This window comes from Sinomonas notoginsengisoli (genome assembly GCF_021554725.1).
Lineage (GTDB): Bacteria > Actinomycetota > Actinomycetes > Actinomycetales > Micrococcaceae > Sinomonas > Sinomonas notoginsengisoli.
This window is the reverse complement of the sequence record NZ_JAIZDP010000014.1, coordinates 50,851-64,170: the sequence shown is the minus strand read 5'-3', so window position 1 is coordinate 64,170 and position 13,320 is coordinate 50,851. Positions and strand designations below refer to the sequence as shown.

Sequence of the window (13,320 nt, the reverse complement as noted above, 5' to 3'; positions counted from 1 at the left end):
TTGCCCGACTTCCGACACGAGGTCGGTTGGATGCTGGAAGACGGCAACCGCGCTGCATTCGAGGCGACCGTCGTGGGGACCTTCACGGGTTCGATGCCGACTCCGAACGGGCAAGTGCCAGGGAACGGGAGCCGGATCCGCTTTGTGGAGGCGGGCTTCCTGGAGGTCGACTCCCAGGGCCTCATCGTCGATGACCGAAGCTACGCGAACATGGCCGACTTCATGACGCAGATGGGCCTCACCGCGGGTCCGGACTGAAGCGATCGGCCCTGCTTCTGCTCGGCTTTCTGCCGTGTCGCCTCAGGGACTCCTGGGAGTCGTGTCCGCCGACGTCGACCAGGACTGTCCCGTAGGCCTCTTCGAGGTCAATGAGGTTGTTGCGGATGGCTCCGCGAAGCGGCGTGACGGTGACGTGGGGGCATTCGGGGCCCCGTTCCCCCCGGTCTCTCCCCCATGTCTCGGACGTTGCCGTCGGGTCGGACTGTACTTTCAACGGTGTAACTCTGACACAGGAGGTACCCGATGAGCGTTGACGTTGAGCCGGCCGCCGAGTCGGTCGTGGAGGAACAGGACGTGGCCGACGGCGGCGACGCCGAGCGGCCTGCCCCGGCGGTCGTGGACCGGGCGCTGATCGCGAGCTTGTGGGCGATGCGCAGCGGCAGGGGCTCGCGATCGACGGCGAGGGCGGGCTGCTGGCCCAGCTGACGAAGCTCGTGGTCGAGTCCGCCCTGGAGGGCGAGCTGACCGCGCACCTGGGCTACGGGAAGCACGAGCGCACCGAGGAGCCGGGCGGGAACGCCCGGAACGGGGTCCGGTCCAAGACGGTGCTGACCAAGGCCGGCCCGCTGCAGATCGACCTGCCGAGGGACCGGGCGGGGACCTTCGAGCCCGTGGCCGTGGCCAAGCGGCAGCGGCGTCTGGGCTCGATCGAGGACATCGTCCTCTCGCTCTCGGCCCGGGGGATGACTCATGGGGACATCTCCGCGCACCTGGCCGACGTCTACGGCTCGGAGGTGTACAAGACGACGATCTCCACGATCACCGACAAGGTCCTGGACGGGATGGCCGAATGGCAGAACCGGCCCCTGGACCCGGTCTACCCGGTCGTGTTCGTGGACTGCATCCACGTGAAGGTCCGCGACGGGCAGGTCGCCAACCGGCCCATCTACATCGCCCTGGCCGTCACCACCGAGGGCAACCGCGACATCCTGGGCCTGTGGGCAGGGGACGGCGGCGAGGGTGCGAAGTACTGGCAGCAGGTCCTGGCCGAGATCCGCAACCGCGGTGTCGAGGACGTCCTGATGCTCGTCTGCGACGGCCTGAAGGGGCTGCCCGACGCGGTGGGCAACGTGTGGCCGGCCACGATCGTGCAGACCTGCATCGTGCACCTGATGCGCAACAGCTTCCGCTACGCGGCCCGGCAGGACTGGGACGCGATCTCCCGGGGCCTCAGGCCCGTCTACCAGGCCGCGACCGTGGAGCAGGCCGAGGAGCGCTTCCTGGAGTTCGACGAGCAATGGGGGTCCAAGTACCCGGCGATCGCGCGGCTGTGGGAGAATGCCTGGGCCGAGTTCGTCCCGTTCCTGCAGTTCGACCGGGAGATCCGCCGGATCGTGCGCACGACAAACGCGATCGAGTCCGTCAACGCCCGGATCCGCAAGGCCGTCAAGGCCCGTGGTCCACTTCCCCAACGAGCAGGCCGCGCTCAAGTGCGTCTACCTCGCCGTGATGGCCCTGGACCCCACAGGGAAGGGCCGGGCCAGATGGACCCAGAGATGGAAGCAGGCCTGAAAGCCTTCGACATCACCTTCGACGGCCGGCTCTCCGCAGCCCGCCGCAGACCCGACAATCACAACCCACCTACACCGAAAAATTGACAGTCCCGCCTCGGCGGGGTGGCCGGCTTGATCCCGACGGCCGCCACCACTGCCGCGATGACCCACGTGATCCAAGGAACTTATCGACTGGTAGGGCAAGACGGTCACGTCCGACGATCGACTCCACGGACGGTCTAGGTCGCCGCACCCCGATTCCGGCAGAATGGGCCGTGGGCGCGCCGCGACCCGCACACGACGCAGGGGGAAGGCATGACCATGGGACGAGGTTGGCTCGCGGGCGCATCAGCTGTGGCGTTGGCGCTGGCGATGGGCGGCTGCTCCCCGGCGCAGCCCCCCAGCTCCGACAACGGGGCGTCTGGATCGGCGGCGGCAGTACCGGCAACGTCCGCAGCCAGCGCCGGCGGGGCGTGCGTGGCCGACCCGGCGGGGGTGATCGGCCGGAAGCTGCCCGCCGCGGCGACCGGGACGATGCCCGCGGCGACCGCCGCCACGCTTGAGAAGGCCGCCGGGGACGGGCTCGCCAATGCGTCCACCGCAGGGGCGATCGTGGCGGTGCGCAGCCCGCGAGGCACCTGGATCAAGGCCCTCGGCCTCGCTGACCAGGCTATGAAGACGCCGATGACGGACGGCATGTACTCGCGCATCGGCTCCGTGACGAAGACGTTCACGGGAACGCTCGTCCTCCAGCTGGTCCAGGAGGGCAGGCTCGCCCTCGACGACCCGATCGGCACGTACTTCCCACAGATCGCCCGGGGCAACGATGTGACGGTCGCGATGCTGATGAACATGACGAGCGGGATCGCGAGCTATTCCCTCGACGAGACGTTCCAGCATGAGATCTTCACGAATCCGACCAAGCAGTGGAACCCGGACGACCTCATCGCGATCGGCCTCGCGCTCCCCCGGCCGTTCGAGCCCGGCGCCAAGTTCGACTACTCCAACACCAACACCCTCATCCTCGGCCGCCTCATCGAGAAGCTCACGGGCACCTCGTACGCGGACGCCGTCAAGGCGCGGATCATCGACCCGCTCCACCTCACCGGTACCTCGATGCCCGGGCCCGATGGCGCGCTGCCCTCTCCCCACCCGTCGGGCCTCACCCTCCAGGGGCTTCCGGACGGGCAGACGACGCCGCAGGACGCCACCGCCTGGAATCCGTCCTGGGGCTGGTCTGCCGGCGCGCTGACGTCAACGGCGTCCGACCTGGTGACGTACGGGCGGGCGCTCGGCACCGGGCAGGGCCTGCTCGACGAGAAGACCCAGACGGCGAGGTTCGCCTCGATCCCGGGCCCCGCCGGGTACGGCCTCGCCGTGGGGTGCATCGACGGCTGGTTCGGGCACACAGGCGAGATCCCGGGCTTCAACGCGGCGCTCTACTACGACACGCGCTCGGACACGACGGTGGCCGTCATGGTCAACAGCGACATCCCCTCGGGGGACTGCACCCAGTCGCCCACCCTGCCCGGCAACCCGAAGCAGCTGCCCTGCATGGATCCGGCCGGCCGGATCTTCGTCTCGCTCTCCGCCGCACTCGGGCACGAGTTCAAGCCCAACCCGAAGTCCTGAGCAGGCCTGGAGCGCCTCTCCGTACGCCCGGCGATCGCAACGCGGCAGCGTGCATTCCGGGCGGAAGGCGGCCCGCATATGATCAGCAGCATGCACTCGGGCGTGCGGCGGACTCCGCTGGTGCTCTCGTTCCGGCGGTCCCTGCTCGCCATGCTGGCCGCGGGGACGCTGCTCGCCGTGCTGCTCACGGCCCATCCAGAACAGCGCTCATGAACGCATCATGCCTCCGCACCGCCGCCGCTGGCAACGATAAATCTGCCCCAGCACCGCCCCCATCGGACAGCCCTTTGGTGGTCGGCCGCCGAATGAACCTTCTGCCGGGCGCCTGCCGGTTTCCGTCCGGTCCGGGCCGTGCCGGCGCCGCACGTCCTAGTATTGGAACTTGAGGCTCATATGACAATCACTTATCTCGTTTGAGCGCGCTGCTCAGATGAGCGCAGCAGCTTGGCAAAGTTGACTCCAGCCTGGAAGGAGGAGGGCATGCCTGTCAGCTCCGGTGAGGGGATCCTCGCAGCGACCGTCGCCCAGCGGTACTACATCGACGGCGAATCGAAGGTGAAGATCGCCGCCGACCTGGGCATCTCCCGGTTCAAGGTCGCCCGGCTCCTGGAGATCGCCGTCGAGGAGAAGATCGTGCGGTTCACCATCACGGCGCCCCTCGCGCAGAACGCCGAGCTCTCGGAGATGGTCCGGAAGCGGTTCGGGTTCCGCCAGGTCGTCGTCGTGGACGCGCCCGAGGACGAGTCGGATCCGGCCCGCCTGCGCCGGCGCGTGGGCGCGGCAGCGGCCAGCGTCCTCAGCGAGCTGGTCACCGATCGCGACGTATTGGGGATCGGATGGGGCCGCACCATGAGCGCGATGGCCAGGGAGCTGACCCATCTGGCCCCCTGCCCGGTGGTCCAGCTGGGCGGGATGGCGGGGTCGGTGAGCGAGAACTCCCTCGAGCTCGTCCGGCGCGTCAGCGAGGTCGGCGGCGGCCGGGCGTACCCGTTCTTCGTCCCCCTCGTCGTGCCCGACGCCGCGACGGCGGCCGGGCTGAGGAGCCAGCCCGGCGTCGAAGCCGCGATGCGCCTCTTCGAGTCGATCACGATCGCCGCGGTGGCGGTAGGCAGCTGGGACCCGCCGGAGTCCCAGATGCGCGACGCGCTCCCCGCGGACCTCCGCGGGCAGCTGGCGAAGCGCGGCGTCGCGGCCGAGATCCTCGCAACCCTCATCCGCAAGGACGGTTCCGTGGTCACCGACATCGACGACCGGACGACGGCGCTCGGCTACGAGGGCATGAAGCGCATCCCGGAGCTCATCCTCATCGCCGCCGGCGCCACGAAGGCCAACGCCATCCGCGCCGCCATCAGGGCGGGGCTGGGCACGACCCTGGTCACCGACCGCTCGCTGGCCCGGGCACTCCTGCGCCTGCCCTGAGCGCCACGACGGCGCCATTGCCAAGCCCTGCCCCCTGCACAGGAGCGGCGGGCCCCACGAGTGGGGCCCGCCGCTGCTGCTTCCGGCAGCGCTTGCGAAGCTGATCTCATTTGAGCGTGATGCTCGTTTGAGCAAACTGTTTGCCATATGAGCTTCCTCCTTCCAATACTTGATGCTGTGGCCGATGCCACAGTCAAGAGGAAGGTCTGACGATGAGCGCACCGCGGCGCAGGCAGGCGATTGAAGCCTCCCCGTCCATCGCAGCCGTCCTCGCAACCGCCCGGGCCGTCGGCCGCAACGGGTAATGGAACGGTGCGCACACCCCGGCGCCCGGCGCAAGGTTCGTGCCCTGCGGTGAACATCAGTCTTGGGTCGTTGCCCCGCGCGGCGGCGGATGGAGAGGAAGTAGACAAGGTGAGCGAGATTCCTTCGACGATGAGGGCCAGTGTCCTTCGCGGCGTCCGCGACGTCGCGCTCGAGGAGCGCCCGGTGCCCAAGTGCGCCCCGGACGAGGTCCTGGTCAAGGTCAGCAGCGTCGGCGTGTGCGGCTCGGACGTGCACTACTACGAGCACGGCAGCATCGGCCCCTTCGTCGTCGAGGCGCCTCTGGTCCTCGGCCACGAGCTCAGCGGCGTGATCGTCGGCGTCGGCGCCGACGTAGACCCGGCCCGCGTCGGCAGTCGGGTGGCAGTGGAGCCGCAGAGGCCCTGCCGGACCTGCGAGTACTGCCGCTCGGGGGCGTACAACCTGTGCCCGAAGATGGAGTTCTACGCCACCCCGCCGATCGACGGCGCCTTCTGCGAGTACGTCACGATCCAGGACGACTTCGCCTTCGACGTCCCGGACAAGATCAGCGACCACGCCGCGGCCCTGATGGAGCCTCTCTCCGTCGGAATCGCCGCCGCCCAGAAGGGCCGCATCGGCATCGGCGACACGGTCCTGATCGCCGGCGGCGGACCGATCGGCGTCATCGCCGCCCAGGTCGCCCGCGCGTTCGGGGCAGCGGACGTCGTCGTCGCCGACATTAGCCCCGCGCGGCGGGCGCTTGCGGCCAGGTACGGAGCCCGGGTCGTCGACCCGGCCGCGGAATCGACCGAGGATCTGCGCGCGCACGTGTTCATCGACGCCTCCGGCGCCACTCCCGCGATCCTGAACGGCATCCGCTCCGTGCGCGCCGGCGGCACCGTGGTCCTGGTCGGCAGCGCCGACGTCATCCCGCTCTCGGTGCCCGAGATCGCCATGCGCGAGATCAACGTCACCGGGACCTTCCGCTACACCAACACGTGGCCGATCGCCCGCGAGCTGCTGCTCTCCGGCAAGGTCGAGCTCGACTCCCTGGTCACCCACGTCTACGGCCTCGAGCAGGCGGAGCAGGCCCCGACCGGCGAGGGCGCGAAGGACAGCCTCAAGCGCGTCGTCCTGCCCGGGGTGAGCCGCGTCGAGGACCCGGCCGCGGCCGCGAAGGGGGCAGCGTCATGACCGAGGCCCTGCTGTCCGTGCGCGGCATCGCCAAGTCCTTCCCCGGCGTCAAGGCCCTCGACAACGTCTCCTTCGACGTCCGCCCCGGCACCGTCCACGCCCTGTGCGGCGAGAACGGCGCCGGCAAGTCCACCCTGATGAATTAACGGCATCTACCAGCCCGACGCCGGCGCCGTCCTGGTCAAGGGCGAGGAACTGCGGATCAAGAACCCGATCGAGGCCCGCGCCCACGGGATCGCGATGATCGCCCAGGAACTGAACTACGTGCCGAACATGACGATCGCCGAGAGCTTCTTCATGGGACGGCTGCCCCACAGGCTGGGCCGCGTCGACTGGCCCTACATCCGCAGGGAGGCCACCCGCATCCTGCGCGAGGAGGGCCTGGACTACTCCGTCAACCGGCGCCTGGGCAGCCTCACCGTCTCCGAGGTGCAGACACTGGAGATCCTGCGCTCGGTCTACCACAGCGCCGACATCCTCATCATGGACGAGCCGACCTCGGCCATCGCCCACCGCGAGGTCGAGTCCCTCTTCGCCAAGATCCGCGCCCTGCGCGCCGCCGGCAAGTCCGTCATCTACATCTCCCACAAGATGGACGAGGTCTTCGAGCTCGCCGACGACATCACCGTCCTGCGTGACGGCACCGTCGTCAGCTCCCAGCCGGCCTCCGAGATCACCTCCAGCCAGGTCATCGCCCAGATGGTCGGCCGCGACCTGAACCACCAGCAGTACCCCAAGGAGCACGTCGAGATCGGCCCCACCGTGTTCAAGGCCACCGGCCTGGCGGCAGAGAAGATGTTCGAGGACGTCAGCTTCGAGATCCGCGCCGGGGAAATCGTCGGATTCGCCGGCCTGATCGGTGCCGGACGCAGCGAGGTCATCCGCTCCGTCTTCGGCCTGGACCCGCTCGACGCCGGCGAGATCGAGGTCGAGGGCAAACCCGTGAAGCTCACGAGCCCGAAGGCCGCCCTGGCCAACGGCGTCGCGATGCTCTCCGAGGACCGCCGCCTCGTGGGCATCATCCCCAAGCTCAGCATCAAGAAGAACGCCACCCTCGCCAGCCTCAAGCAGGTCGTCTACGGCGGGCGGGCCCGTACTCGGAAGGAAGAGAAGCTCGTCAAGGAGTACTTCCGGAAGATGAACGTCAAGGCGCCCAGCACCGAGACGAAGATCGAGTCGCTCAGCGGCGGCAACCAGCAGAAGGTCCTGCTCGCCCGCTGGCTGATCGCCGACCCCAAGGTGATGCTCCTGGACGAGCCCACCCGCGGGATCGACATCGGGGCGAAATTCGAGATCTACAAGATCATGACCGAGCTCGCCCGCCAAGGCCGGGGCATCCTCATGATCTCCTCCGAGCTCCCCGAGCTGATCGGCATGTGCGACCGCATCTACGTGATGTCCGCCGGCCGGGTCACCGCAGAGCTGACACGGGAGCAGTTCTCCCAGGAAACCATCCTCCAGTACGCCATGAACGAGATCGAGGTGGCATGACAATGCTGTCCAAGCTGAAGGGCTTCGAAGTAAGCCGCTACTCCATATTCATCATCCTCGCCGTCGTGTTCATCGCCGCGAGCTTCCTCAGCCCCAACTTCCTCAGCGGGGACAACCTCCTGAACGTGCTGCGCCAGGTCGCCGTCATCACGATCCTCGCCTGCGGGGCCATGACACTGATCATCGGCGGCATGATCGACCTCTCCGCCGGCGCCGTCATGGCACTGGCCGGCGTCGTCTCGGTCCTGGTGTACAAGGACACCAAGAGCCTGCTCCTGGCCCTCGTCGTCGGCATCCTCGTCGGGATCGCCTGCAACCGCATCAACGCCTTCCTCGTCGCAACACTGAAGACCCCGGCGTTCATCGTCACCCTCGGCATGATGATGGTCGCCCGCGGCGCCGTCCTCCAGCTCACCAACGGCCAGAACGTCCTCCAGCTCGGCGACTTCGTCATCTTCGGCCAGGGCAACTACGGCTGGATGCCCATCCCCACCATCTTCCTCATCGCCATCACCGTCCTCATCTGGTACCTCATGAACCAGACCCGCTACGGCCGCTCCGTCTACGCCGTCGGCGGCAACGAGGAAGCCGCCCGCGCCGCAGGCATCGCCGTCGAGCGCGTGAAGTACAACGCGTACATCGTCAACGGGCTCCTCGTCGGCATCGCAGGCGTGATCTTCATGTCCCGCGTCAACGCCGGCCTGCCCAACGCCGGCGTCGGCTACGAGCTCCAGGCCATCACCGCCCCCATCATCGGCGGCACCAGCTTCTCCGGCGGCGTCGGAACCACCGCCGGCACCCTCGCCGGGGCCCTCATCGTCGGCCTCCTTGGCAACATCATGAACCTCACCGGCGTCGGCTCCTACATCCAGCAGATCGTCATGGGCGTCATCATCGCCGTCGCCGTGGCCTACGACGTCTGGAGCAAGCGCGGCAAGGCCAAGACCGTGATCCTCAAGTCCCGCAAGGAAGAGCCCCCGACCGCATCGCCCGGAACGGCCCCGGAAACCTCCCCCGCCGGCACCCGCTCCGCCCTCTGACCCACCCCCCTCCCCTCCCCTCCTCCCACGAAGGAAACCAGTGAAGAAGAAGCTCGCCCAGCGCGTCCTCGCCGCCGGCGCCGCAGCAGCCGCCGCCCTCTCCATGGCCGCCTGCTCCGTCACCGTCGGGAACCAGACCGCCCAGAACGCGTCAGACCGCCAGGCCAAGGACCACTACCGCGTCGCCTACACCGCCCGCGCCCAGGTCGACTCCTTCGCCGCGTGGCTCGCGAACGAGATGAAGGCCGAGGCCGCAGCCAACTACAAGGACATCAGCCTCGACGTCTTCGACGGCCAGGCCGACGACGAGGTCGAGAACAAGGCGATCGAGAACGCCGTGGCCAACAACTACGACGCCATCATCGTCCAGGCCAACAACGGCGAGGCCCAGCGGCCCTACATCGAGCAGGCCGTCCAGAAGGGCATCGTCACCATCACGACGAACCCCCGCGTGCAGGGCATCGACGGCGCCAACTCCGTCGACGCCAAGCCCTACGACCAGGGCGGAGTCGTCGCCAAGTACGCCCTGGACAAGATCTCCCAGAACGCCAATGTCGTCGTGCTCAACGGCCCCGGCGGCAACTTCCACAGCGAACAGCGCCGCAAGGCCTGGCAGGACGAGTTCTTCGCCAAGCGACCCGACGTGAAGATCGTCGCCGAGAACATCGCCAACTGGAGCAAGGACGAAGCCCTCCGGCTCATGGAGGACTGGTCCCTCGCCAACCCCAAGATCGACGCGATCGTCTCCATGAACGACAACATGGCCACCGGCGCGCTCGAGGCAGTCAAGGGCAAGCCCGCCTTCGCGAAGATCCTCGCCTTCGGCGTCGACGGGACCCCGGAAGCTACCTTGGCCATCCAGAACGGCCAGATGACCGCGACCTCGCTGCAGAACGCCAAGGAACTGGCCCAGCTGAACATGAAGTCCGTCCACGACCTCCTCAGCGGCGCCCAGAAGAGCGTCAACGTCGACATCGGCAACCCCCTCATCACCAAGGACACCGCCGACCAGTACGTCAAGCTCTACAAGGACGCAGGACTCATCAAGGGCTAGCACAGGGCGAAACCAGTCCCTTCCTTCCGCTCCCACTCGAGCGCACAAAGGCCCCGGACCCGCACAGGGTCCGGGGCTTCCCTGCCCTCACACCGGATTCATCAATATGCACCACGGGCGTGCCAACCGGGGCGCCGGGGCGAGCGGACGGCCCGCCAGCTCCTCGGCGGCCACGGCCACGGCCAGCGCCGCCACTGACAGTCCCAGACCCGGCCACGGCTCCAGCAAGCAGAGCCGTCCTGTCCGCCTGCGCGAGTACGTGCGTCCACGGCCGCGCACAGACGAAGCGAGGGGACGGTCAACGGAGATCATCGTCAACTCGGCCGCCCCGGAGAGGATGCCCCCCTGTTCCCGGACCAGGAGGATCCGGACGCCGACGACAGCAGGCTCCGCCGCTGCGTACCTGATGGTGCGGGGGGAGCGAGCAGACAGCCCCGGAGCAGGTGCTGCGCCTCTCGGCCGGGGACGTCTGGCTGACTGTCCCATCTGACCTGTCTGCTCCCCGCTGTCCCTCCGGGGCCCTCGCTGCCGGGGCCTCAACTGGCTCTGGGGGCAGCGATGTCGGCGGCCGGAGGCATGCTCATTCTGCTTCTCCGGACGCTGGCACAGTGCCCTGCTCGAGGGCGGCCGTGATTGCCTCCGGAGAGGGCAGCGTGGCCTTCTCCTGCGGCGGAAGGGTCTCGTAGGTGTAGGCCGTGACGGCGACCGGTGCGGCGGAGGCGTCGAGTGCGTACCGGACGGTCTGGTCGTTCTTAAACCCGCAGACCAGGATCCCCACGGTCGGGGCGTGCTGGGGCAGGCGGAGCATCCCGTCGACTGCCGCGACGTAGAAGTTCAGCTGCCCCAGATGCTCAGGACGGAACCTCTTCGACTTCAGCTCCACCACGACATAGCGGCTGGAAGGGATATGGAACAGGAGCAGGTCGATGAAATAGTCCTCGTCCCCTTCGATGCTGAGCCGGTACTGCCGTCCGACGAACGCGAACCCCGGCCCGAACTCGGCCAGCGTCTGCGACATCCGCAGCGTCATGGCCTCCTCCATGGCAAGCTCGTCCGCCTCCTCGGTCAGGCCGAGGAAGTCCAGCACCAGCGGGTCCTTCGCGACCTCCCGTGCCAGGTCCGTCCCCTCCCCCGGCAGGCGGGCCTCGAGATTGTTCGGCGCGGCCCCGGCCCGGGTGTGCAGGGCGGTCTTGATGTGGTGCTCGAGCACGGCCACCGACCAGCCATGCTGGACAGCCTTGGCCGCGTACCACCGGCGGAGCTCCTGGTCGTCGAGCTTGTTCAGGAGCACGACGTTGTGGCTCCAGCTGATTCGTCCAGACACTGTCTGGACAATTGGCTCCGGCCCGGCCCACGCGGCGGCGAAGGCCCGCATGCTGTAGACGTTGGTCCGGGAGAAGCCCTTCACGTTGGGGAACTCGGCCCTGAGGTCTTGGGCGAACCGGTCGATGACCCTGTTCCCCCAGGGCTCGGACGCCTGCCGGTCCAGGATGGTGCGGCCGATATTCCAGTAGAGCTCGATCATCGCCGCGTTCACGATCCGAAGCGCACGGTGCTGGGCCTCCCGGACCTGTTCCTTGACCGAGGCAAGGGCCTCGGCGTAGCCGCTAGGGAGGTCCGTTTCGAGCTGCACCATGGAGCCCAGCCTAGAGCGCCGGGCACAAGTAGTGCCGCAGAGTGTCCAGACACTGTCTGGACACCTGCCGGGAAACCGGTCCGTTCCAACCCCTCGCCCAGCATCCCGAACGGCCGAGGCAGCATTCGGCTGCAGTGGCGGGCTCCGTGCCGACTTCAGCGCGTCACCGGTGTGGCCGACCATGATCAGCCATCAGCCGCGCGGACGCCGACTTGGTCCCCACACGACTCGGCCCCCTCCCTGGCGGCCTCAGACCTCCGTCGCGGCCCTCCCGGGAACTGCGGCCGCCTGCGTGTCTGAGCGATCCGGGTTCCGGAGGCGTCTACGGTCATGGCATGGCCGTGGCGGAGGAACTCGAGGGCCAGACCTCCATCGAGGACGCTCTGGCGGAGCTCGGCGAGCCCTGGGCCGTCAGGACTGCAACGGATGGCACGGAGCCGCCGACGCTGTTCTGAACGTCTTCCGTCCATGCCTCTTCACAAGCTGATAGGTTCACGGCCATGGGGCAAGGACAGTGATCACCCAGCTCGTCGACGACATCGACGGCGAGCCTGCCGCGGAAACCGTCCGCTTCGCGCTCGACGGGACGCGCTACGAGATCGACCTCAGCGCGTTCAACGCTGCCCGCCTGCGGGAGGCCCTTGCCGAGTTCACCTCGGCGGCCCGCACGGCCTCGGCGCCCCGGGCGCGCCGGACCGTCCTGAAGCCCCAGCAGCGGGTCATCCGCGAGTGGGCCGCGGCCCAGGGAATCGCCGTCAACCCCCGCGGCCGCATCCCCCAGGCCGTCGTCGACCAGTACATGGCGGCTGCCGGTTAGGGCCGGTGCCCCCACTTCCGAAGAGCAGCACTCCCCCAGCGTCCTCCCCCAGCGCCGAATGTCGTCCGGGGGAAGGAAGTTCTCAATCCGGTCAGGGCTGGACCACAGGGCAGCGACAGGTTCGGGCCGGACTGTGGGAAGAACGGTGCGGCGAAATTCGCCGGACCGCCAACCGACAGGAGAACGCCATGAGAGTCACCCGACGCATGCGCTACGCGGCCGCATCCGCGGTCGCTGCGGCCGCCCTCATCGGAGGCGGGGCGGCCGTCGCCAACGCGGCGACCACCCCGAACCCCTCCGCTACTTCGGGCACGTCCAGCGCCGGCGCGCAGCTAGGGGGCCAGCACACGGCCGCCTCAGCGGACGAGACGGCCAAGGTCACGGCCGCGGTCGCGGCCAAGGACGCCAATGCCAAGGTCACCCAGGTCGAGAAGGACACCGATGGCTCCTTCGACGCCACCGCGACGTCCAACGGTTCCACTGTCCGCTACGAGGTCGGCGCGGACTACCAGACCGTCACGGCCGATGACCATGCCGGCCGAGGAGGTGGCCAGCGGACTCCTCTCTCCAGCGATGAGCTCGCCAAGGCAACCGCCGCGATCAAGGCCAAGGACGCCAACGCCACCGTCGAGGACTCCTGGAAGGACGCGGACGGCTCGTTCGACGTCGTCGTGACGTCGGGAAGCACAAGGACCAAGTACGAGGTGAGCGCCGACTACACCTCGGCCACCGCCGATTCCGGCTTCGGCCAGGGCGGCGGACGCCACGGGCACGACGGGACGGCTCCGTCGAGCGCGCCCAGCGGCACCACTCAGGGCTGACCACCTGCAGGCGAGCCCACACCGGCGGCTCCGCCTCCCCAGGTTTACCTGAGGCGGCGGGGCCGTAACGCTTCTGCATGGCCGGCGGACGCGGCGAAGAAGCCCCTGCTGCGCATCCGAGTGGCACGTGACCTGGTCCGGCCGATCGGCGTGGAGGGG

12 protein-coding genes and 2 pseudogenes are annotated in these 13,320 nt (G+C 68.5%); 13 read left to right on the top strand and 1 reads right to left on the bottom strand.

Going from position 1 to position 13,320, the window contains the following annotated elements:
* From LF262_RS15825 to LF262_RS15780, 11 genes and pseudogenes are all read left to right on the top strand, one after another.
* A partial coding sequence (locus tag LF262_RS15825; RefSeq protein ID WP_235781360.1) for an ester cyclase occupies nucleotides 1-258 on the top strand: 258 nt, incomplete at its 5' end.
* Nucleotides 259-522: 264 nt separating this feature from the next.
* The gene (locus tag LF262_RS15820) at nucleotides 523-705 is read left to right on the top strand and encodes a hypothetical protein (protein WP_235781359.1); all 183 of its coding nucleotides are present in this window, start codon (nucleotides 523-525) and stop codon (nucleotides 703-705) included.
* A pseudogene (locus LF262_RS15815) lies at nucleotides 642-1,877 on the top strand (IS256 family transposase). The gene LF262_RS15820 and the pseudogene LF262_RS15815 overlap by 64 nt, the downstream one beginning before the upstream one ends.
* 210 nt (nucleotides 1,878-2,087) lie before the next feature.
* Nucleotides 2,088-3,404 carry a serine hydrolase domain-containing protein gene (locus LF262_RS15810; protein ID WP_235781358.1) on the top strand — a complete coding sequence of 439 codons (1,317 nt, stop codon included), beginning with the start codon at nucleotides 2,088-2,090 and terminating at the stop codon, nucleotides 3,402-3,404.
* Nucleotides 3,405-3,482: 78 nt separating this feature from the next.
* The gene (locus tag LF262_RS17040; protein ID WP_268933963.1) at nucleotides 3,483-3,617 is read left to right on the top strand and encodes a hypothetical protein; all 135 of its coding nucleotides are present in this window, start codon (nucleotides 3,483-3,485) and stop codon (nucleotides 3,615-3,617) included.
* 267 nt (nucleotides 3,618-3,884) lie between these two features.
* A complete protein-coding gene (locus LF262_RS15805) occupies nucleotides 3,885-4,823 on the top strand; it encodes a sugar-binding transcriptional regulator (protein ID WP_235781357.1) in 939 nt (312 codons plus the stop codon).
* Between the two features lie 414 nt (nucleotides 4,824-5,237).
* Nucleotides 5,238-6,302 (top strand): NAD(P)-dependent alcohol dehydrogenase, encoded by a 1,065-nt coding sequence (locus tag LF262_RS15800; RefSeq protein WP_235781356.1) that lies wholly within the window; start codon nucleotides 5,238-5,240, stop codon nucleotides 6,300-6,302.
* A pseudogene (locus LF262_RS17190) lies at nucleotides 6,299-6,743 on the top strand (ATP-binding cassette domain-containing protein); the annotation flags it as partial. The gene LF262_RS15800 and the pseudogene LF262_RS17190, both read left to right, overlap by 4 nt.
* 42 nt (nucleotides 6,744-6,785) lie before the next feature.
* Nucleotides 6,786-7,793, top strand: coding sequence for a sugar ABC transporter ATP-binding protein (locus LF262_RS17030; protein ID WP_308190550.1), 1,008 nt, complete (start codon nucleotides 6,786-6,788; stop codon nucleotides 7,791-7,793).
* Nucleotides 7,790-8,833: an ABC transporter permease gene (locus tag LF262_RS15785; RefSeq protein ID WP_235781355.1), complete on the top strand. Its 1,044-nt coding sequence runs from the start codon at nucleotides 7,790-7,792 to the stop codon at nucleotides 8,831-8,833. Before LF262_RS17030 ends, LF262_RS15785 begins: the two co-directional genes overlap by 4 nt.
* A gap of 40 nt (nucleotides 8,834-8,873) precedes the next feature.
* The gene (locus LF262_RS15780) at nucleotides 8,874-9,887 is read left to right on the top strand and encodes a sugar ABC transporter substrate-binding protein (protein ID WP_235781354.1); all 1,014 of its coding nucleotides are present in this window, start codon (nucleotides 8,874-8,876) and stop codon (nucleotides 9,885-9,887) included.
* A 580-nt stretch (nucleotides 9,888-10,467) separates the two neighbouring features.
* Here LF262_RS15780 and LF262_RS15775 read toward each other — a convergent pair.
* Nucleotides 10,468-11,523, bottom strand: a complete 1,056-nt coding sequence (locus tag LF262_RS15775) for a PDDEXK nuclease domain-containing protein (protein WP_235781353.1) — start codon at nucleotides 11,521-11,523, stop codon at nucleotides 10,468-10,470.
* A gap of 514 nt (nucleotides 11,524-12,037) precedes the next feature.
* Here LF262_RS15775 and LF262_RS15770 point away from each other — a divergent pair.
* Both LF262_RS15770 and LF262_RS15765 read left to right on the top strand, forming a co-directional pair.
* Nucleotides 12,038-12,340, top strand: coding sequence for a histone-like nucleoid-structuring protein Lsr2 (locus tag LF262_RS15770; RefSeq protein ID WP_235781352.1), 303 nt, complete (start codon nucleotides 12,038-12,040; stop codon nucleotides 12,338-12,340).
* Between the two features lie 188 nt (nucleotides 12,341-12,528).
* Nucleotides 12,529-13,161 carry a hypothetical protein gene (locus LF262_RS15765; RefSeq protein ID WP_235781351.1) on the top strand — a complete coding sequence of 211 codons (633 nt, stop codon included), beginning with the start codon at nucleotides 12,529-12,531 and terminating at the stop codon, nucleotides 13,159-13,161.
* The last annotated feature ends 159 nt before the right edge of the window (nucleotides 13,162-13,320 follow it).

Bases quoted from the DNA above. Each gene is read 5' to 3' on its own strand.
- LF262_RS15820 (WP_235781359.1), top strand. From the start codon at position 523: ATGAGCGTTGACGTTGAGCCGGCCGCCGAGTCGGTCGTGGAGGAACAG.
- LF262_RS15810 (WP_235781358.1), top strand. From the start codon at position 2,088: ATGACCATGGGACGAGGTTGGCTCGCGGGCGCATCAGCTGTGGCGTTG.
- LF262_RS17040 (WP_268933963.1), top strand. From the start codon at position 3,483: ATGATCAGCAGCATGCACTCGGGCGTGCGGCGGACTCCGCTGGTGCTC.
- LF262_RS15805 (WP_235781357.1), top strand. From the start codon at position 3,885: ATGCCTGTCAGCTCCGGTGAGGGGATCCTCGCAGCGACCGTCGCCCAG.
- LF262_RS17030 (WP_308190550.1), top strand. From the start codon at position 6,786: ATGGACGAGCCGACCTCGGCCATCGCCCACCGCGAGGTCGAGTCCCTC.
- LF262_RS15785 (WP_235781355.1), top strand. From the start codon at position 7,790: ATGACAATGCTGTCCAAGCTGAAGGGCTTCGAAGTAAGCCGCTACTCC.
- LF262_RS15775 (WP_235781353.1), bottom strand. From the start codon at position 11,523: ATGGTGCAGCTCGAAACGGACCTCCCTAGCGGCTACGCCGAGGCCCTT.
- LF262_RS15765 (WP_235781351.1), top strand. From the start codon at position 12,529: ATGAGAGTCACCCGACGCATGCGCTACGCGGCCGCATCCGCGGTCGCT.